14 protein-coding genes are annotated in these 18,693 nt (G+C 71.0%); 5 read left to right on the top strand and 9 right to left on the bottom strand.

Translation table 11 applies throughout. The features are described from left to right. Positions 1-49: 49 nt before the first annotated feature. The 5 genes from ACZ63I_RS28925 to ACZ63I_RS28945 form a co-directional block, all read right to left on the bottom strand. The gene (locus ACZ63I_RS28925) at positions 50-493 is read right to left on the bottom strand and encodes a hypothetical protein (protein ID WP_469342104.1); all 444 of its coding nucleotides are present in this window, start codon (positions 491-493) and stop codon (positions 50-52) included. A gap of 56 nt (positions 494-549) precedes the next feature. Continuing rightward, positions 550-1,593 (bottom strand): MASE1 domain-containing protein, encoded by a 1,044-nt coding sequence (locus ACZ63I_RS28930; protein ID WP_469342198.1) that lies wholly within the window; start codon positions 1,591-1,593, stop codon positions 550-552. Between the two features lie 62 nt (positions 1,594-1,655). Further along, complete coding sequence (locus ACZ63I_RS28935; RefSeq protein ID WP_469342105.1) at positions 1,656-2,483, bottom strand: PP2C family protein-serine/threonine phosphatase; 828 nt, start codon at positions 2,481-2,483, stop codon at positions 1,656-1,658. 133 nt (positions 2,484-2,616) lie between these two features. Further along, positions 2,617-3,897: a hypothetical protein gene (locus ACZ63I_RS28940; RefSeq protein WP_469342106.1), complete on the bottom strand. Its 1,281-nt coding sequence runs from the start codon at positions 3,895-3,897 to the stop codon at positions 2,617-2,619. Continuing rightward, positions 3,887-6,028 carry a PulJ/GspJ family protein gene (locus ACZ63I_RS28945; RefSeq protein WP_469342107.1) on the bottom strand — a complete coding sequence of 714 codons (2,142 nt, stop codon included), beginning with the start codon at positions 6,026-6,028 and terminating at the stop codon, positions 3,887-3,889. Before ACZ63I_RS28945 ends, ACZ63I_RS28940 begins: the two co-directional genes overlap by 11 nt. 263 nt (positions 6,029-6,291) lie before the next feature. Here ACZ63I_RS28945 and ACZ63I_RS28950 point away from each other — a divergent pair, with 263 nt between their 5' ends. Then, entirely contained in the window at positions 6,292-7,632 is a 1,341-nt protein-coding gene (locus ACZ63I_RS28950) for a DUF1254 domain-containing protein (RefSeq protein ID WP_469342108.1), read from the top strand. Here ACZ63I_RS28950 and ACZ63I_RS28955 read toward each other — a convergent pair. Beyond that, the gene (locus ACZ63I_RS28955) at positions 7,599-8,864 is read right to left on the bottom strand and encodes a TetR/AcrR family transcriptional regulator (RefSeq protein WP_469342199.1); all 1,266 of its coding nucleotides are present in this window, start codon (positions 8,862-8,864) and stop codon (positions 7,599-7,601) included. The genes ACZ63I_RS28950 and ACZ63I_RS28955 overlap by 34 nt on opposite strands. 121 nt (positions 8,865-8,985) lie before the next feature. On the opposite strand from ACZ63I_RS28955, the gene clpX reads away from it, so the two are divergent. The 3 genes from clpX to ACZ63I_RS28970 all read left to right on the top strand — a co-directional run bounded on the left by clpX (position 8,986) and on the right by ACZ63I_RS28970 (position 12,232). Further along, on the top strand, positions 8,986-10,302 hold the full coding sequence (clpX, locus tag ACZ63I_RS28960; RefSeq protein WP_469342109.1) for an ATP-dependent Clp protease ATP-binding subunit ClpX: 1,317 nt from the start codon (positions 8,986-8,988) through the stop codon (positions 10,300-10,302). Then, a complete protein-coding gene (locus tag ACZ63I_RS28965) occupies positions 10,302-11,423 on the top strand; it encodes a mechanosensitive ion channel family protein (RefSeq protein WP_469342110.1) in 1,122 nt (373 codons plus the stop codon). The genes clpX and ACZ63I_RS28965 overlap by 1 nt, the downstream gene beginning before the upstream one ends. Before the next feature lie 125 nt (positions 11,424-11,548). After that, positions 11,549-12,232 (top strand): NADPH-dependent F420 reductase, encoded by a 684-nt coding sequence (locus ACZ63I_RS28970; RefSeq protein WP_469342111.1) that lies wholly within the window; start codon positions 11,549-11,551, stop codon positions 12,230-12,232. A gap of 129 nt (positions 12,233-12,361) precedes the next feature. Here the strand turns inward: ACZ63I_RS28970 and ACZ63I_RS28975 are convergent, their stop codons facing one another. After that, complete coding sequence (locus ACZ63I_RS28975; protein ID WP_469342113.1) at positions 12,362-13,822, bottom strand: MFS transporter; 1,461 nt, start codon at positions 13,820-13,822, stop codon at positions 12,362-12,364. Between the two features lie 221 nt (positions 13,823-14,043). Between ACZ63I_RS28975 and ACZ63I_RS28980 the strand changes: the two genes are divergently transcribed. Then, a complete protein-coding gene (locus ACZ63I_RS28980; protein ID WP_469342201.1) occupies positions 14,044-14,454 on the top strand; it encodes a MarR family winged helix-turn-helix transcriptional regulator in 411 nt (136 codons plus the stop codon). 92 nt (positions 14,455-14,546) lie between these two features. On the opposite strand, the gene ACZ63I_RS28985 is transcribed toward ACZ63I_RS28980, so the two are convergent. Together ACZ63I_RS28985 and ACZ63I_RS28990 are read right to left on the bottom strand one after the other, a co-directional pair. After that, positions 14,547-16,043, bottom strand: a complete 1,497-nt coding sequence (locus ACZ63I_RS28985) for a phosphoesterase (protein ID WP_469342114.1) — start codon at positions 16,041-16,043, stop codon at positions 14,547-14,549. Positions 16,044-16,169: 126 nt separating this feature from the next. Further along, positions 16,170-16,871, bottom strand: a complete 702-nt coding sequence (locus ACZ63I_RS28990; RefSeq protein ID WP_469342115.1) for a hypothetical protein — start codon at positions 16,869-16,871, stop codon at positions 16,170-16,172. Positions 16,872-18,693: the final 1,822 nt, after the last annotated feature.

Below are 18,693 nucleotides of genomic sequence, written 5' to 3' on the forward strand. Positions count from 1 at the left end.
TCATCCACCGCACGCCTGTCCGAATTACGGCGAATAAGGGGGAGTTATCTCAGTCGGCCGTCAAAGCCCGCTCCCAGGGCGCCAGTTCGTCCTCCGCCGGGAGCTTCCGCGTGGCGGTGTAGCGGCGCATCCCCACGGACACCTTCAGCACCTGGACCGGGACGAGCAGCAGGGAGCGCCTGGTCCTGAGGGTCGCCTCGGTCACCCCGGCCGCCCCTGCGGAGAAGATCCCCTGGAGCACCTTGCCCGCGTGGTCGTCGACGACGTCGTCGAAGATCCAGTCGTCGAGCAGCAGCCGCACCTTGCGCGCGTCCGGTGACTTGCCGGTGAAGGCCACGTACACGTCGGAGTCGGCCAGCTTCCCCGCCCAGTCCGCGAACCACCGGCCGCGCCCCACGGGCCGCTGGTTGAACGAGGCGCGCACACCCAGGGCGCGCAGGGCCGTCTCCGCCTGCGCCACGGCGGGCGACTTGTTCATCCGTTCCGAGGCCATACCCCCACGGTACGGCGATGGCGGCCGGCGCGGTCAGCTCGTACCCGACCCGGCGCTCAGTCGCCCGGCGGCCCGCCAGCGCCCAGCTCTCCCAGCTCCCCCGGCGGCCAGTGCTTCGCCGACTTCCCCGGCGCGAGGTTCTCCACGACCTCGGCCAGCTCCACGCACACCTGCTCGATCTTCCGGTGGACATTGCGCTGCTCCGTCACGATCGCGGCGAGCAGCAGCGCGGTCAGCGCGACCGACCCGTTGAGCGCCTGGAGCGCGATCATGGTCTCGGTCAGGCTGTGGTTGATGAAGGGGCCTGTGCCGTCCGTGGCCGCCACGATCGTCAGTACGGAGACGAGCAGCGCGCACGGCACGGCCCCGGCGAGCTGGAAGCGCAGGGCCGCCCAGATGAGGACGGGGAAGACCAGGAAGAGCAGCGGCACGGTGCTGTGCGTGACCAGCGGTACGACGATGAGCACGACCACCACCAGCGCCGCCGCCTCCACCGTGCGGTACGTGTCGCGGAACGGCCGGACGCCGCCGGGGCCGCGCGCCACGCGGGCCAGCCACGCCTTGCGGATCAGCAGGAACAGCGGGGTGACCACGAGCACTCCCATGGCGTCGCCGGTCCACCACGCCGTCCAGACCGGCCAGAAGCCGTACTCCGGCAGCGTCCCGTCGACCACCAGCACGGCGGTGCCCACCGTGGGACTGATCAGCATGCCGGCGAGCGCGCCGACGACGACCAGGATGAAGCCGTCGCGCAGCCGCTCCATGTCGAGCTGGAACCCCAGCCGCCGGAGCGCGAGATAGACGCAGACCGGGGCGATGGTGTTCCCGGCGAGGATCACGAAGCTCGACGCCCCCAGCGGGCCGAGGGTCAGTACGGTGCCGAGCGCGCCGAGCGCGATGCCCGGCCAGATGCGCAGTCCCATGAAGAGCAGCGCGGCGAGGGCGACACCGGTGGGCGGCCACAGGGGCGTGCAGGTGGCGCCGTCGATGTAGAGCCGCTTGATCAGACCGAGCCGGCCAGCCCCGTAGTAGGCGGCGGCGACGACGACGATCCCCAGAGCGGTCTCGGCAAGGCGTCGGAGTTCCTGGGTACGCACCACAGCAGTCATCAGACAACGTCCCCGGCCCAGGCCCGGCCGTGACACGCGCTACGGAGGGGGCGCTACGGAGGGGGCGCCGCGTCGTGGCGCAGGACCAGGACGGCGGCGTCGTCCGAATGCCCGGTCAGCTCGGCCACCTTCAGCACCTCGGCGGCCAGCTCGCCGGGCTCCGCGTCCGCGCCCTCCCTGACCAGCCGGGCCACCTCGGCGAGGCCCTGGTCGAGCGGGAAGGTGGGGCCCTCGATCACCCCGTCCGTGAGCAGGACGTACGCGCCGGCCCGCGTCAGCCGGTGCCGGGTCACCGGGTAGCTCTCGCCCGGCTGGATGCCCAGCGGCAGCCCGCCCTCGTCCTCGGCGAAGCCGTACCGGCCGTCGACGGTGGCCCAGACCGCCGCCACATGCCCTGCGCGCGCGGTGCGCAGCTCCCACTCGACCGGGTCGAAGGAGACGAAGCTGCAGGTGGCGAAGAGGGTGGAGTCCATCGAGAGCAGCAGCTCGTTGGCGCGGCGCAGCACCTCGCCCGGGTCGGTCGCCGTGTTGGCGACGGCCCGCAGTCCGATCCTGATCTGGCCCATGAACGCGGCCGCGTCCACGTCGTGGCCCTGTACGTCGCCGATCGAGTAGCCGAGCGTGCCGTCGGAGAGCGGGAAGCCGTCGTACCAGTCGCCGCCGATGTCCAGACCGTCCCTGGCGGGTACGTAACGGGCGGCCACCCGCAGCCCCGGTACGGCCGGCAGCGCGGCGGGCAGCATCTTGCGCTGGAGCGCGACGGCCAGCTCGACCCGGGCCTGCTGAAGCTCGGCGCCCTCACGTGCCTGGGCGGTCAGCCGGCCGAGGGTGCTCAGCAGATCGTCCGCGCTCACCGCATGGGAGGGACGCCGCCGAGTCATGCACCACTCCGATGTACATCAGCGAAGGGAAGACCGTGGAATAGGTGGAACGGGAGGGACAGGGCACCCAGTATCCGCAAATGACACGAATGCATTATTTACTGTATTTCGGTACGGCCGTCTCCGCAGCCGGTCAGCTCCGGCGACCGCGGGTGAAGTCGCCCCGCGCCACCCGCTCGGCCATGCCGTCCGGGCTGCCGGACGGCTCCAGCGAGCCGTAGCCCGTCGCCGCCCAGACGCTGTCGCCGGACGGCAGCTCGAAGTACGGCACCTGGACGCCGTCGGCGCGTACGTCCGTCAGCACCTCGGGGGCGCGCTTGGCGCGCACCGCCGTGAGGCAGGCGCCGCACGCGGCGACGTCGAGCCGGTCGCGGCGGCCCATGGGACGCCAGTCGACGCGTCGCTCGGCCCGGCCGTGCAGCGGGTCGAAGAAGCACAGCGGGAGCGCGTCCGACCGGCCCGCCAGCGCGTCACGCCCCGCGGTGACCAGCGCGAGCACCCCGGCCAGGTCCGGCAGACCCCGCGCGCCGTCGAGGACCTTGCCCGCCGCTGCGTACGCGTCGAGCGCCTGCCCGAGGCCCGGCACCGCCGCCACGTCGGCCGCCTCCACCGCCTCGCCGAGCGCGAGCACCTCCGCGTCGGCGCGGCGCCGCAGCTCGCCCTCGTCGGCCGCGCGGGCCGCGGCGAACACCGCCTGCGGGAACGCGAACGGCGAACCGTACGCCCGCCCCCGGCGGCGCCGTACGAGATACAGCGCGCCGCCCGCGCAGAGCACCAGCGCGACGACCCCGATCGTGACCGGCAGCCACACCCCGCCGCCCTTCGACGACGCGGGCCTGTCGCCGGCCGACGACGCGCCACCGCCCAGCCCTGCGGTCTCCCGGTCGTACACCGCCGAGCCGTCCCCCTCGGCTATCAGGTCGACGGCCTTGTCGACACGGTCCGCGAGCCCCGCGTCCTCCATCGAGTCCATGAACCCGACGGCGCTGACCGCGTCCTGCACCTGGTGGGTGTCGGACGGCCATTCGTATCCGGACAGCGAGTCGGCGAAGTCGTCCATGGTGATCAGGACGAGATCACCATGTCCGAACCGCTCATGGATGATGTCGGCCAGGATCTGCGGATCGCCGCCGAAGGCGTCGCCCTTCACCAGCGGTACCAGCGCGACCTTGATCGGCAGGTCCGTCCTGCCGATCCGGGCCACCAGCTCCTTCTGCCGCTGCGGCGGTACGGCGCCCGCGTACGCCGGGTCCACGTACACCGGCGACACCCGCAGCGCGTCGGCGATCTTCTGCCCCGGGCTCGGGGCTGCGGCCGTGGCGGGGGACGCGCCGACCACGGCCAGCGCGAGCAGCGTGAGCGCGGTGAGCGCGGTGAGGAGCGCCGCGAGCAGCGGCTTGCGGTCACTGGACACTGGCGTACTCCCTTACCTTCACGATGAGCTGGGGTATCCCGTCCCGGGCGGCCGGCAGCGCGCCGGCCGCCCGCGCGTACGGGATCCGGCCTCCGCCGCCGTCCGGCAGGGTCAGCCCCGGCGCGACTCCGCCGGCGCCCGTCCGGCACGCCGCGCACAGCCACGGCCGCTGCCTGCGGCCCTTGCCGCTCCGAGCGGCCGGTCCGTGCATCGGGTTGCGTTCGCAGCAGTGCTGATAGGTCTGCTCGGTCCTGAGCATCGCGAGAGCCGTCCGGGCGAGCGCTATCGCCGCAACCAGGTCGGCGACCGGCACGTCCTTGTCGACGAAGCCGTCCGGATCGCGGTCGGTCAGCAGCATCGCGGCGTCGAAGCAGTCCCAGACCTGCGCCCGCACCTCCGCGTTGGCCGACTCCGCCGCGAACTCGGTCCCCAGCGTGGTCAGTTCACGCTGGGCCGTCCGCCGCAGATACGCGAGCGACGGCGCCGCCGGAGCGTCGAAGTCCGTCCCGGCCGTCCCTGCCGTCCCTGCCGTCCCCGGGGAAGCCGTTTCCCGTCCGCGCCGCCGCACCTCCACCAGGCGCGCGATACCGAGCCCTGAGGTGATGAGGCCGAACAGCAGGGCCGCACCGAACGCGCCGATCATCAGCCCCGGCCAGAAGTCTCCCGTGTACAGCCCCGGCAGCGCGTTGTCGTAGAGGGGTTCGGGCGTGGGGTCCGCACCGCTGCCCGAGGTGTCCGGCGCGTCCGCGCTGTCCGAGGCGTCCGAGCGTGGAAGGCCGCTCAGGAACGTCATCAGTTTGTCGAGCCGCTGCGCGAGACGGTGATCGTCGGCGGGATGCTCGTAGTCCTCGTGCCGGATGTCGTCCGGCAACTGGAAGCCGAGCCCGTCCGGGTCCAGTGGGAGGCCGTAGTTGACCAGGTCGATGGTGCCGTTCAGCGGGTCGGCGACGACATAGGCGCCGTCCTTGCCGAGCCTGCGGTGCAGGGCCGCGGCGAACACGTACGGGTCGTCGCCCGACTCGTCGTCGGTGAGCTGCGGTACGACGGCGACATAGACGGGACCGGGCGTGAACGCCTTGATCTCGGCCTCCAGCCGCTTGCGGCTCGCCGGGTCCAGGAGCTGCGGGCTCTCCAGGTCCGTGTAGACGGGGTCCTGCCGCAGTCCCGCGGCCACCCGGTCCAGCCGCGCCGTCAGGTCGGCGCGCGTGGGCGTCACCGTGGCGCTGTCGATCGTCTGGTCGAAGACCTGGGGCGCGCCGACGCCGATCAGAGCCGCCAGGACACCGGCGACGACCAGCTCGATGATGTTCGGCAGGGCCCGCGGCCCGCGCGGAACCCGCTTGATGCCGGATACGCGCTTCGTACCGGATACGCCCTTCGCGCCAGGGACACTCCTCGTCCCGGAAACGCCCTTCGTCAGGGAAATGCCCTTCGCGCGCGGAACGCCCTTCCCGTCCCCTCCATCCGTACGGCGATGCCGCCACCGCCGTACATAAGGACCGGTCAGCAGCACCAGCAGCGGCACACCCAGGAGCAGCATGCCGGTGACGAACGACTGGTTCTCGCGGTCGGTCCGGCTGATGTAGAGGTCTTTGACCTCCGCCTTGTCCCCCGAATGCGCGGCACGCAGGGAATCGGCACGCTGCGCCGCCCGCTCCGGGCCCTGTGCCACGGCGCCGACGAACTCCCGGAACGAGCGCAGCGCTCCCGCGTCGTACGGCAGGGCGTACAGCGCGACGGTCACGGCGTCGGCCGCCGGGGCCCGCACCCCGAAGGCCCGCGCGTCGGTGACGCCCGTCCTGCCGATGAGGACATACAGCCCGTCCTCGCCGAGCCGGTCGTGGACGGCGCCGAGCAGCGACCTGCCACCGCTCCCGTCCGGCAGGACGAGCACGTACGTACGGACGCCGGTGCGCTTCGCGAGCTTCGCGTACGCGGGGGCCGTGGAGCGCGGCACCTCGCGGGGCATCTGATCGCTGACATAGACGGGGTCGCGGCGCAGCAGCTCGGCGAGCCTGGCCGATTGCGTCCCGCCGTCGTCACCCCCCGCGGCCGACGCCGCGGAAGCGCTGCTCATCAGCACCGTCAGCGCCGTCAGCACCGCCACCGTCGCGAAGACCAGGCACCCCAAGACGGCAAGGGGACACCGCACCGCCCCCCGCGCTGTCGTCATACCGAACGGCATGGCCGCCTCCCCCGATTGACCGCGTCGCCCGCAATGCCCCCGTTGGCTGCACACGACAACGAACCCGACTTTACCGGCCACCCCCCACACCGCGCCCCGCCTGTGGACAACCCGGAGAACAGGCAGGTCGGACGGGGTCATGAGAGCGTGGAGGGGGTGTCCGAAGATGTCCGAGGCCGTCAGCCTGCGGCCGGGAAGAGGCGATCAGGATGAGCGATCTGCAGGCGCTGGCCAGTGACGCGTACGTCTACGGCTATCCCATGGTGTTCAACCTCGACGAGGTCGACCGGTTCACCCGCAAGGGCATGAACGCCGTCGGCGCCGCCCCCTTCAACACCTTCAGCCACGCGACGAAACTCGCGGGCCCCGACGACACCTTCGTCAGCGTCAACAACGACACCGTCTACTCGATGGCGCAGATCGACCTCAGCGCGGGCCCGCTGCTGCTCACGGTGCCCGGCACCGGCGGGCGTTACTACGTGATGCAGTTCGTGGACGCCTGGACCAACAACTTCGCGTACGTGGGCCGCCGCGCCACCGGCACCCGCCCCGGCAGCTACCTGTGCACACCGCCCGGCTGGTCGGGGAAGGTCCCCAAGGGCGCGACCCGGATCGCGTTCCCCACCACCGTCGCCTCGATCGTCGGGCGCTGGGCGTGCGCGGGCGAGGCCGACATCGCCGCCGTACGCGCGCTCCAGGACGCCACGGCGCTCGAACCGTACGGCACGCCCGGCGCGGCCGAGGGGCTGCCGGTCGCCGACGTCGGCGTGGTCGACGTCATCGACGGGGGCCTGATGTTCTACGAGAAGCTGCGGGTGCGGATGGCGGCCTTCCCGCCGGCCCCCGCCGACATCGACTACCAGGGCACGTTCGCGCCGCTCGGGCTGCTGAAGGCCGTCAGCCCGTACACGTCACCGGATCCGGGACTGGCGGAAGCGCTGCGGGCCGGGTTCGCCGACGGCAAGGAGAAGGTGGAACTGGCCACCACGCACGGCACGAGCCCGGAGGACAACGGCTGGAAACTGGCGTACCACGCCTTCGACTACAACGCCGACTTCTTCGAGATCGGCACCGTCACCGACCCCGCCTGGATCGTCGAGGACCGGGCCAGGGCCCGGGTCATGCGGGCGGCAGCGGCGCGCGCCGGGCTGTGGGGCAATCACGGGTACGAGGCGGCGTACGCGATGACCTGGAACGACGCGGCGGGCGAGCCGCTGGACGGCGGCAGTGCGTACACGCTGCGCTTCGAAAAGCCGCCGCCCGTCGACGCGTTCTGGTCCGTGACCATGTACGACCTGCCCGAGTACCACCTGGTCGACAACCCTGCGGACCGGTACTCGATCGGCGACCGCACCCCCGGCCTGGTCCGCGCGTCCGACGGTTCGCTGACGCTGCAACTGCGGCGCGAGCGCCCGGCGGACGAGACCGAGGCGGCCAACTGGCTGCCCACACCGCCCGGTCGCTTCCGGCCGATCCTGCGGATGTACGAGCCGCGCGACGCCGTGGTCACCGGCTCCTACAAGCTGCCGCCCATCACGCGCGTCTCCTGAGCGCTCGCGTCCTCGACCCGCGCCTCCCGAACCACCACTTCCCGACCATCCGTCAGCTCCGTCAGATCCGTCAGAACAGCTCCGCCCGCCACGGCATGGCACGCCCCCCGCCCGTCCGCCCTGCTCACGATCCGGCCCGCCTCGACCCGTATCGCGACCTCGGTCTCCTCGCTCACGGCCGGCACACCGGCCGCAGCCGCCACCACTCCCGACGGGTCGACCACCACCTGCAACCCCGGCCAGGCGGCTGTCGGGAACGCCTGGCGCAAGCAGCCGCACAGGTCGGCGACGGCGAGCCTGGCCAGCGGGGCGAGTTCGTCGGGACTGCCGGTGACCAGCACGGCCGTGACGGTCGTGCCCGGCCGCGCCGCCCGTACGGCGTCCTCGACGGACTCGATCCGGTGCAGGCCGAGTACGGCCACCACCCCGTCGCCGCCGAGCCGCGCGGGCGCGTCCCGTACCGCGTCGACCGCGCCCTGCGGCGGGGACCACGGTTCGTCGGCGGGCAGCGCGCGGGTGATCACATGCGTGGGCGCGTAGCGCTCCTGGAGGACGAGACCCGCCAACTGGCGGCAGGCCCGTACGATATTGAACGATTCGACGAAACCCGGTGCCGCGGCCGCCAGTTGGCTCGCGCCGTGCAGCACGGTCAGGACGGCCTCGGCCACCCGCACCAGGCTCCCCGCCTCAGCAGCGGACCCGGCCCCGACCCCGGCCCCGGACCCGACCCCGGCCCCGACTCCGGCCCCGGGCGCCGACGACAGAGCAGCCCCGCCCCGCAACCGCTCCAGCGCCAGCCCCAGCAGCAGCGCGTCCAGCTTCATCAACTGCGCGTACGGGCGCCGGATCCGCTCCTCCGCGAGGACTTCCGGCACCACGTACACCCCGAGTCTGGCCGCGCCGTGCTGCTCGTCCGTGTCGGCGAGCGGCAGCCGCGCCACCCAGGCGCGGGCGAGCACGCCGAGCGCCTCGCCGAGGGTGCGGCCGGGTTCGGGCCGTGGAGCCGCTGATACGCGTTCGGTACGCTCGGCCCGCTCGGCGAGCACGGCGAAGTACAGCCCGCGCTTGCCGGGGAAGTTGGAGTACACGGCGCCACGGGTCAGACCGGCCCGTTCCGCGATACGGTCCACCTTGGCGTCACGAAAGCCGCTGTCGGCGAACTCCCCTTCGGCGGCTGCCAGTACCCTGGCCCTGTTGCGCTCCTGCAGCTCCGCCCTGCTGAGCCGACCCATCACCCTCACACTCACCAATCGATCCGCCCGTCATCCTCCAGATGGTAACGTCATATGTTCTGAGCATTCAGAGCCGTCCGGGCCCCCGGGGTCCGCACAACCGTTGAGGAGACGTTTCCGAGTGGCACGTATCGGTGACGGCGGCGACCTGCTGAAGTGCACGTTCTGCGGGAAGAGCCAGAAGCAGGTCAAGAAACTGATCGCGGGCCCCAGCCCGTTGTGCATCTGCGACGAATGCGTCGGGCTCTGCAACGAACTGATCGAGGAGGAGCCGGACGCGCTCGCGGGCGGCGACCGGGACGGCGAAGGCGCGGGGCCGCACGAGACGCCGAAGCCCATGGAGATCCATGAGTTCCTCGGCCAGTACGTCATCGGGCAGGACAGCGCCAAGAAGGCACTCGCCGTCGCGGTCTACAACCACTACAAGCGGCTGCACGCGCTGGCCGCCTCCAGCGGCCGGCACGCGGCGAAGCAGGACACGATCGAGCTGGGCAAGTCGAACATCCTGCTGCTGGGCCCGACCGGCTGCGGAAAAACGTATCTGGTGCAGACTCTCGCCCGGATGCTCGACGTACCGTTCGCCATAGCCGATGCCACCGCGCTGACCGAGGCGGGATACGTCGGCGAGGACGTCGAGAACATCCTGCTGAAGCTGATTCAGGCGGCCGACAACGATGTGGAGAAGGCCCAGACCGGCATCATCTACATCGACGAGATCGACAAGGTCGCGCGCAGGAGCGAAGGCCCCTCGATCACCCGTGACGTGTCGGGCGAGGGTGTGCAGCAGGCGCTGCTGAAGATGCTGGAGGGCACGACGGCCAACGTGCCGCCGCAGGGCGGCAGGAAGCATCCGCAGCAGGAGTTCATCCAGATCGACACGACGAACGTGCTGTTCATCGTCGGCGGCGCCTTCGCGGGACTTGAGCAGATCATCGAACAGCGGGTCAGCCACCGGGGCATCGGCTTCGGCGGCGCCGTCAGCAGCCAGGAGGAGCGGGCGGCGCGCGACACGTTCGCCGAGGTCATGCCCGCCGACCTGCTGAAGTTCGGCCTCATCCCGGAACTCGTCGGGCGGCTGCCGGTCATCACGACCGTACGGCCCCTGGACGGCGCGGCGTTGAAGCGGATCCTCACCGAACCGCGCAACGCGCTCATCAAGCAGTACCAGCGGCTGTTCGAAATCGACGGTGTGGAGCTGGAGTTCACGGACGACGCCGTCGAGGCGATCGCCGAACAGGCGCTGCTCCGCCGCACCGGCGCGCGGGCCGCCCGCACCATCCTCGAAGAGGTCCTGCTCAATGTGATGTACGAGGTACCGAGCCGCGACGACGTCGCGCGTGTCGTGGTCGACCGCGACACCGTCCTCGACAACGTGAACCCGACCCTCGTACCGCGCGGCAGGCCGCCGAAGCGGGAGCACCAGGAGAAATCAGCGTAGTGACCCGCGAGATCACCTGGCACGACATGGCCATCGCCGTCGCTGCCGTCCTCATCGGTCTGGCCGCCGGTGTGCTGCTGCGGATCGCGCTGCGCTGGCTCGGTGAGCGGGCGAGCGCCACCCGCTGGGGCGGCGACGACATCGTCGTCTCCGCACTGCGTACGCTCGCGCCGTGGGCGGCGCTGGCGATCGGCGGTTCGGCGGCGGCCGCAGCGCTGCCGCTGACCGCCACGGTCGGCCACCGCGTCAATCAGGTGATGATCGCGGTCGTCATCCTGGCCGCCACCTTCGCCACGGCGGGGGTGATCGCCGACCTCGTGAAGTCGGTGACGCTGTCGCGCTCGGCCGTCGCCGGATCGGCCTCGATCTTCGTCAACATCACCCGGGTCACCGTGCTGGCGATCGGCGTGATGGTGCTGCTCCAGACGCTGGGCGTCTCGGTGGCACCGCTGATAACGGCGCTCGGGGTGGGCGGCCTCGCGGTCGCGCTGGCGCTCCAGGACACCCTGGCCAACCTCTTCGCCGGCGTGCACATACTCGTGTCGAAGACGGTGCAGCCCGGCGACTACATCGAGCTGAGCAGCGGCGAGGACGGCTACGTCGTCGACATCAACTGGCGCAACACCGTGGTGCGTCAGCTCTCCGACAACCTGGTGATCATCCCGAACTCCAAGCTCGCCGGCACGATCATGACCAACTACCACCGGCCCGAGCAGCAGATGAGCCTGCTCATCCAGGCGTCGGTGGGGTACGGGAGCGATCTCGACCAGGTCGAGCAGGTGACCATAGAGGTCGCGACGAAGGTGATGTCCGAGGTGACGGGCGGTGTCGCCGACTACGAACCGTCCGTGCGCTTCCACACGTTCACGGAAGCCGGGGTCGGCTATACGGTGATACTGCGCGCGCTGGAGTTCAGTGACCAGTATCTGATCAGGCACGAGTTCATCAAGCAGTTGCACATGCGCTACCGCGCCGAGGGCATCGAACTGCCCGTGCCCGGCAGGTCTGTTGTCGTGCACGAGCGCGTCGGCATCCCGCAGGACCAGGCCGCCGCCCGGCAGGGCGAGGTCACCGCTCAAGCCCGGCCGGCAGTGCCAGGTCCGGCGGCACCGGCGTCGTAGACAGAAGCTCCCGCAGGACAGCCCGTACCGCGACCGGATCAACCTGGTCGCGGCCGTGCGGGTGGTTCTTGAGCCGTACCGCTCCGGCGCGGAACAGATCGCTCCGACGGCTCGTTCCAGCAGGTATGGCAACTCTTGGACTCATTGGCAGTGGACACATCGGCAGCACCCTGGCGCGGCTCGCCGTCGCGGGCGGACTCGACGTGGTGCTCAGCAACTCACGCGGGCCTGAGACGCTCGCCGACCTCGTCGCCGAGCTGGGCCCGCGCGCCAGGGCGGCGACGGCGGCCGAGGCGGCGGCGGCAGGCGACTGGGTCGTGGTGACGATCCCGCTCAAGGCGTATCAGCAGGTGCCGCAGGAGCCGCTGATCGGCAAGACCGTTCTCGACACGAACAACTACTACCCGCAGCGCGACGGCCAGATCGCCGAGCTGGACGCGGGGAAGACCACGGGCAGTGAGCTGCTCCAGGACCACCTGAGCCAGTCGCATGTCGTGAAGGCCTTCAACAACATCTTCTTCAAGCACCTCGCCGACCTGACCCGCCCCAAGGGCGCCGCCGACCGTACGGCGCTGCCGATCGCGGGTGACGACGCTGCGGCGAAGGCGAAGGCGACGGAGCTGCTGGACACGCTCGGCTTCGACGCGGTCGACGCGGGCTCGCTGGCCGAGGGCTGGCGCTACGAGCCGGGGACCCCGGCCTACGGGAAGCCGTACGCGGGCGTGCCCGGTGACGACTTCATGTCGCAGCCCGGCGGTCCGGCTTCGGCGGCCGACGTGTCGGCGGCGCTGGCGGCGGCGCAGCGCTGAGAGCCACACCCTCGCGGTCCGTTCACTCTCTGCCGGCCGGTCCTGCGGCCGGCACAGCGTGAACGGGCCGCAGGTCCGCGCCCCACCTCTCCTCGATCCGGCCGTTCCTCGCGGGTCGGTGAAGCTCCGTCACTGCTTCGACAGGTCGGCGTCGACCACCGGCACGGCCGAGGTCGCCACCAGCGAGGGCCCCATCTTGGCGCGGGCCGGGATGCCGAGGACGACCAGCGCCGCGACCACCGCCGCACCCGTACCGATCATGAAGGCGACGCGGAAGCCGCTCTCGGTGGGGATCGAGACCGGGCCGAGCCGGGTGGTCATATGGGCCAGCACGACACCCATGACCGCGCTGGAGCTCGACGTACCGATCGAACGCGCCAGGCTGTTCAGGCCGTTGGCCGACGCGCTCTCCGACGGCGGTACGGCGCTCATGATGAGCGCGGGCATCGCCGCGTACGCGAAGCCGACGCCGGCGCTGATGATGGCGGCGAACGCCAGCACCCCCCACGTACTGCCCATCAGGCCGAGCGCCGCACCGTAACCGACGGCGATGATCAGCGCGCCGAGCAGCAACGACAGCTTCGGTCCGTACGCCGCCGAGACCTTGGCGGCGAAGGGCGAGACGGCCATCATCACCAGCCCGGCGGGCGCCATCCAGAGCCCGGCGGCGAGCATGGACTGGCCGAGGCCGTATCCCGTACTGCCGGGGAGCTGGAGGAGCTGCGGGGCGACGAGCGACATCGCGTACATGGAGAAGCCGACGACGACGGACGCCAGGTTGGTCATCAGGATCGGCCGCTTGCCGCTGGTCCGCAGGTCGACCAGCGGGGCGGGGTGGCGCAACTCCCAGAGGCCCCACAGCAGGAGGATCACCACGGCCCCGCCGAACAGGCCGAGCGTCGTGCCGCTCGCCCAGCCCCAGTCGGCGCCCTTGGAGATGGGCAGCAGCAGGCAGAGCAGCCCGGCGGAGAGGGCGAGCGCGCCGAGTACGTCGAAGCGGCCGCGGGCGGTGACCGAGGACTCCGGTACGAGCAGCAGCGTCAGCAGTCCGACGACGAGACCGAGCCCGGCCGAGCCCCAGAACAGCGCGTGCCAGTCGGCTCCTTGCGCCACGGCGGCGGAGAGCGGCAGCCCGAGCGCACCGCCGACACCGAGCGACGAACTCATGACGGCCATGGCCGAACCGAGCTTCTCGGCCGGCAGCACGTCCCGCATGATGCTGATGCCGAGCGGGATGACACCCATCCCGAAGCCCTGCAGGGTGCGGCCGATCACGACGGGTGTCAACGAGTCGGCGGGCGCGCACACCAGCGAACCTATGACCAGCAGGGCGGTGCTGATCAGCAGCATCCGCCGCTTGCCGTAGAGATCGCCGAGCCGCCCGACGACGGGGGTGGCGATGGCGCCGCCGAGCAGGGTCGCGGTGATGGCCCAGGAGGCGTTGGCCGCCGAGGTGTGCAGGAGTTGGGGCAGATCAGGGATGAGCGGGACAACGAGCGTCTGCATCACGGCGACGGTGATGCCCGCGGCGGCGAGGACGCCGACGATGACGTTGCTGTTGGTGTTGCCCGGTCGGGAGGCTTGCATCATGCACAGAGTATGCACGATGCAAGGCATGTGCACCATGCACACCTACCAAGGTAGGGTCGGGGGGAACCAGGTGAAAAGCCCCAGGAGGAACAGGCGTGCAGACGGACCGGGATACGGACCGGGATACGGACCGGGAGCCCGACGGGCGTGCGGCCCCCAGGCGGGACGCGCAGATCGAGACGATCGAGCGCGAGCTGAGACTGGTCGGCCGGCACGCCACGATGGGCTCGCTCCACCACTGCCCGCCCGGTGTCCGGCTGGAGCGCAGCGCCCATCTGCTGCTCAGCCGGCTCGAAGCCGAAGGGCCGCTGTCCATCGGCCAGCTCGCCGACGCCTTCGGCCTCGACACCTCCACCGTCAACCGCCAGACGGCGGCGCTGCTCCGCGTCGACCTGGCCGAGCGGATCCCCGACCCGGACGGCGGCATGGCACGCAAGATCCGGATCACCGAGGAGGGGCTGCGCAAGCTGCACGCGAACCGCGCCTGGGCGACGGAGGGCCTCGGCACGGTGCTGGAGGACTGGACACCGGCCGAAGTCGCCACGCTCGCCGACGCGTTGCGGCGGTTCAACACGACGGTGGAGGAGAAGGAAGGCCGCCCGTGGCCCCGCGCAGCCGAGGCGGACGGCTGACACGGGGCGCACGGGCTCGTGCGGGATGGGGACGCCGGCCCGCACGAGCTGACGGACCTTCGCGTACGGACTGACGGACCGTCACGTACGAGCTAACGGACCTTCACGAAGACGGGGTTGGAGTAGAACCACAGGTCGTCCCACGGGCTCTCCAGCCCGTCGGCGAGCGGCTCGGCCTCGTCCCTGCTCGTACCGCGCACCCGGGCGTAGAGGTCGCCCTCGACGTCCTTCAGGGTGTGCCGGATGACGTACTCGTTGCGGTGCTTGTCCCAGTCGCGCGGGCCGAACCGTGCGACGACCTTGGTGGTCGGGTTGGTGTCGGAGTCGAGATTGCGGCTCGGTCCGGTGATCTTGCCGACGATCAGGTCGACGCGGCGGACCTGCGGGCGGTCGCCGTTGGCGTTCTTGCCCTCCAGCGGCCGGAACCTGATCTCGATCTCGACGTCGGTACGGCCCCGGCTGCTCACGCTCAGCGTCTCGCCGACGGCCGCGGAGCGCCCGTGGTTGCTCGCGCTGACGTCGAGGCTGGAGATGAGGTCGCCGGTACCGACCCAGATGCGCCCGTTGCGGAGCCCGTCCATGATGTCGGCGTAGTCCTGGCGCGCCAGCACATGCGTCTTGCTGTACTCGCCGGGCCAGAAGTCGGAGCCGCCGCGCGTCCAGTGCACGTGCGAGTCGGACGTGGCGGTGATCCACCAGCGCCTGCCCTCGCCGAGCAGCGAGTCCCACAGGCCGCCGACCCGGGCGGTCATCTGGTCGAAGCCGCCGTGCGTCGGGTAGTTGCTGTACGAGCCGCGCGCCCCGCCGTTGAGCGGTCCGGCCTGGTGTCCGGGCGCGCCCTCGAAGCCGACGTAGATGTCGGGCGCCGCGTTGTTGCCGTTACGGAACTCGCGGGGCGTGTCCTGCCCGTACACGCCGAGCCCGGTCGCGGACCGCGAGGCGTGGTGGGCGATCACCAGCGGCTTGCGCGGCATGCCCTTCGCGGCCTTGAGGAACTCGACCATCTTGGCCTCGGTGTCCCGCGAGGGGTCCGCGGGGAACGGGTCGAGCTTGGCGAAGCGGCTCTCCAACTCGTAGAGCTGCTGGGCCTCGTCGCTGTGGTGCGGGATCATGAGCGTGTGGTGGTCCAGCGCGGGGGCGTCGAACTCCATCCCCCAGAACTGCAGCACCTCGGGTACGAGCCGACGCGACCGCAGCAGGTCGGGGTAGGCCTGCTCCAGGTTGACCTTGGAGTGCGTGGGGCCGCCGTGGTCGGTGCACATCGCCCAGGAGAGGCCGAAGTTCTTGGCCATGATGGCGTTGGTGACGATGGGGTAGACGGCGTCGGCACCCTTGTGGAAGACCGGCGGGTTCTTCGTCGTGTCGAACTCGCCGCTGTACTCCGAGTGCACGTGGTGGTCGCCGGCCCGCCACACGCGGTTGCGGTCGCCGCTACCGGACTTCCGCGCCTCGTCGTCGTCGGCCCAGGCCGTACCGCCACCCACCAGCGGACTGGCAGCGGCCAACGTGGCCCCGACACCGGCGTACTTGACCAGCCGCCGCCGGGACAGCGCCGCGTTCTCGGGGTCTTCGCTGTTCTTGTCCTTCACGGGAAGCCTCTCGTTCGACCGCTGGGGGGCTCACCGAGTGTCGAAGGGTAAAAGGAACGCAAAGTGAACGGAGGCCCGGCATCACGAGAACAACGCGACGGCCCGCGCGCGTGGTCGCGTCACGCGCTACGTCACCGACGCCGGGGGCTCGGCCGGTATCACCGGCTTGTTCCGGCAGTCGAGACCGCCGATAACCACGCGTGCCGCGTGCAGCAGGTGGGTGAAGTGCGTCCGGGCGCTCTCGTCACCGGTGAGGCTGTCCCGCATGTCCGCCTCGATCGGCACGGCCTTCTCCTGCCGCGCCTGCGTACCCGGCAGCTTGCAGGTGACGAACGCGACGTACATGACGCTCCCGGCATCCTCTTCCCTGATCAGCAGCCGCACATCGGAGTTGACCGGCGTCTCGGTCAGGTTGCCCTTCTCGACGGGAGCGTCGAAGGGCAGGACGGACGGTCGGAAATCAATGGTCACCGCCGGTTCTCTGCCGCCGCCGACCACCCCTGCGCTGCAGACATCTTTGGCGGCCATGAACAACTGGACTCCGTCCGTGGACGGCCGCCACTTCTCGATCTGGCTCCTCAGCAGCGAGCGCGTCGCCGTCAGGTCATGGGCGCTCTGCAGGCTGAGCTTCCCGGCCCCACGCGTCGCGTCCTCCAGCCACTTCACGCCCGCGCCACCGAAAAGCTCCTCGCACGTGGCGCGCTCGGCGGCCACAGTGTCCGCCTTCTCCGCCGTCTCCGCCTTCTCCTCGTCAGCGTTGTCCGCGCTGCACCCACCCGTCAGCAGCATGAACGCCGCAGCGGAAACCGGCAGGACTCGCCTCAGCATCAATATCCTCGAACGTCGTCGGTGTCGGCCGCGTCATCGTCTTGCCGTCGAGCGACGGCATCCCCGTCACGATCTTCCCCTCCTCGGCCACGCCGATTCCGCTGCGCTCCACCCTTGCCGCTCGAACATCCACCGGCAAGTGGACGTTTGGGGGGCCTGGGGGACCACGGGCGGGCTGGGTTCGTGGTGGCGAGTGGTTGGTCGGCGGGGGCGGGTGCCACGCGGCAGTTGCATGGGGCGACTCGGGCCGGCTAAGCGTCCACCCCGGTGGGTGGTCGGCTGGGGTGCATGCCCCGCTGGTCACTGGGGTGTTGTCGGGTGCGGGTCAGGGCGCATGAGCCCGAACCTGTGCGGACCGGAAGGATTAGCCGCCCGTAGGGCCGCCCCCTGAGCTTTGAGTGTCGCGGCTCCGGTCCGGGCGTCAAGGGCGCTCCTTCGTCGCGTCGCTCCGCGATGGGCTGCGCCCACCCTTGACCCCCGAACCTCCACCGCAAGTACCACTTTTTTGGGGGGGGCGGCCGGGAGGACCACGGGCAAGCTGGGATCGTCGTGACGGGTGCTTGCCCGGGTGCGGGTGCCACGCGTCAGTTGCATGGGGCGACTCGGCCCGTCTCGGCGTCCACCCCCACCGGTAGCAGTTGCGACTCATGCCCCGCTGGTCACTGGGTGTGGGTGGGGGACGGGAGGGTGCCCTGGTGGAGGTAGTTGGGCCGGGGCGACGGGCCGGTGGGTGGGGCGGGTGTGACTGGGGTGACGGGGGATAGCTCCTGGGGCGGTGGTCTGGTGCCTTTTGCGTGGGGTGTTGCGTTAGGTGCGTCGCGGAGTGCATCTGGCAGGTGCGGCCCCCGGCGCTGTGGCGTGTGTGACTGGGGTGACGGGGTATGGCTCCTGGGGCGGCCCTTGGACATCTTTTGCGTGGGTGGTTGCGTTAGGCGCGCCATGGGGCGCACCCGGCGGGTGGAGTGACTCCGGGGGTGGGGCGGGTGTGACGGGAGGGACGCGGGGTGGTTCGTGGGGCGGCCATCGGGCGCCTTATGCGTCGGGGGTTGCGTTAGGGGCGCTGTCGAGGGCACCCAGGCCACAGATGGGCCTGATGGCGGGGTGGAAGTGGACGGCCGCCGGGCCTGTTGCGCGGGCGGGCACTCGCAGCCCCTGTCGGGTGCCTCCCTGGGCACACAGGTCACACCCGCCCCACCGCTCGGACACTCCACCGCCCTGATGCGCCCCGACGCGCGCTCAACGCAACCACCCACGCATAAGGCTCCAGATGGCCGCCCCACGGGGCATCTTTCGTCACACCCGTCACATCCGATTCACCCACCGGGTGCTCCCACCGGCCGAGTGTGCCTGGTGGCGCGCTGAACGCAACTCCCCACGCAAAAGGCGCCCGACGGCTGCCCCACGGGCCGTCTTCCGTCACACCCGTCACACCACCCACCTCCAGTGACCAGCGGGGCATGTGCCTCAGCTACTACCCGGTGGGGGTGGACGCCGAGACGGGCCGAGTCGCCCCATGCAACTGGTGCGGGGCACCCGCACCCGGCCAAGCACCCGCCACCACGAACCCAGCCTGCCCGTGGTCCCCCCGGCCGCCCCCCCAAAAAAGAGGTACTTGCGGTGGAGGTTCGGGGGTCAAGGGTGGGCGTAGCCCATCGGCGCAGCCGACGCGACGTAGGAGCGCCCTTGACGCCCGGACCGGAGCCGCGACACTCAAACCCCAGGGGGCGGCCCCACGGGCGGCTAATCCCTCCGGCCCGCACAGGACCCGGCCCATGCGCACTCACCCGCACCCGGCCACCCCCGGTGACCAGCGGGGCATGTG

This window comes from Streptomyces sp. NPDC087906, from assembly GCF_055584925.1.

What these genes read in the sequence shown, in the direction of transcription:
- ACZ63I_RS28955 (WP_469342199.1), bottom strand. Translation starts at nt 8,864, where the DNA reads ATGGGTCGGCTCAGCAGGGCGGAGCTGCAGGAGCGCAACAGGGCCAGG.
- ACZ63I_RS28970 (WP_469342111.1), top strand. Translation starts at nt 11,549, where the DNA reads ATGGCAACTCTTGGACTCATTGGCAGTGGACACATCGGCAGCACCCTG.
- ACZ63I_RS28990 (WP_469342115.1), bottom strand. Translation starts at nt 16,871, where the DNA reads ATGCTGAGGCGAGTCCTGCCGGTTTCCGCTGCGGCGTTCATGCTGCTG.
- ACZ63I_RS28925 (WP_469342104.1), bottom strand. Translation starts at nt 493, where the DNA reads ATGGCCTCGGAACGGATGAACAAGTCGCCCGCCGTGGCGCAGGCGGAG.
- ACZ63I_RS28935 (WP_469342105.1), bottom strand. Translation starts at nt 2,483, where the DNA reads ATGACTCGGCGGCGTCCCTCCCATGCGGTGAGCGCGGACGATCTGCTG.
- ACZ63I_RS28980 (WP_469342201.1), top strand. Translation starts at nt 14,044, where the DNA reads ATGGGCTCGCTCCACCACTGCCCGCCCGGTGTCCGGCTGGAGCGCAGC.
- ACZ63I_RS28950 (WP_469342108.1), top strand. Translation starts at nt 6,292, where the DNA reads ATGAGCGATCTGCAGGCGCTGGCCAGTGACGCGTACGTCTACGGCTAT.
- ACZ63I_RS28975 (WP_469342113.1), bottom strand. Translation starts at nt 13,822, where the DNA reads ATGATGCAAGCCTCCCGACCGGGCAACACCAACAGCAACGTCATCGTC.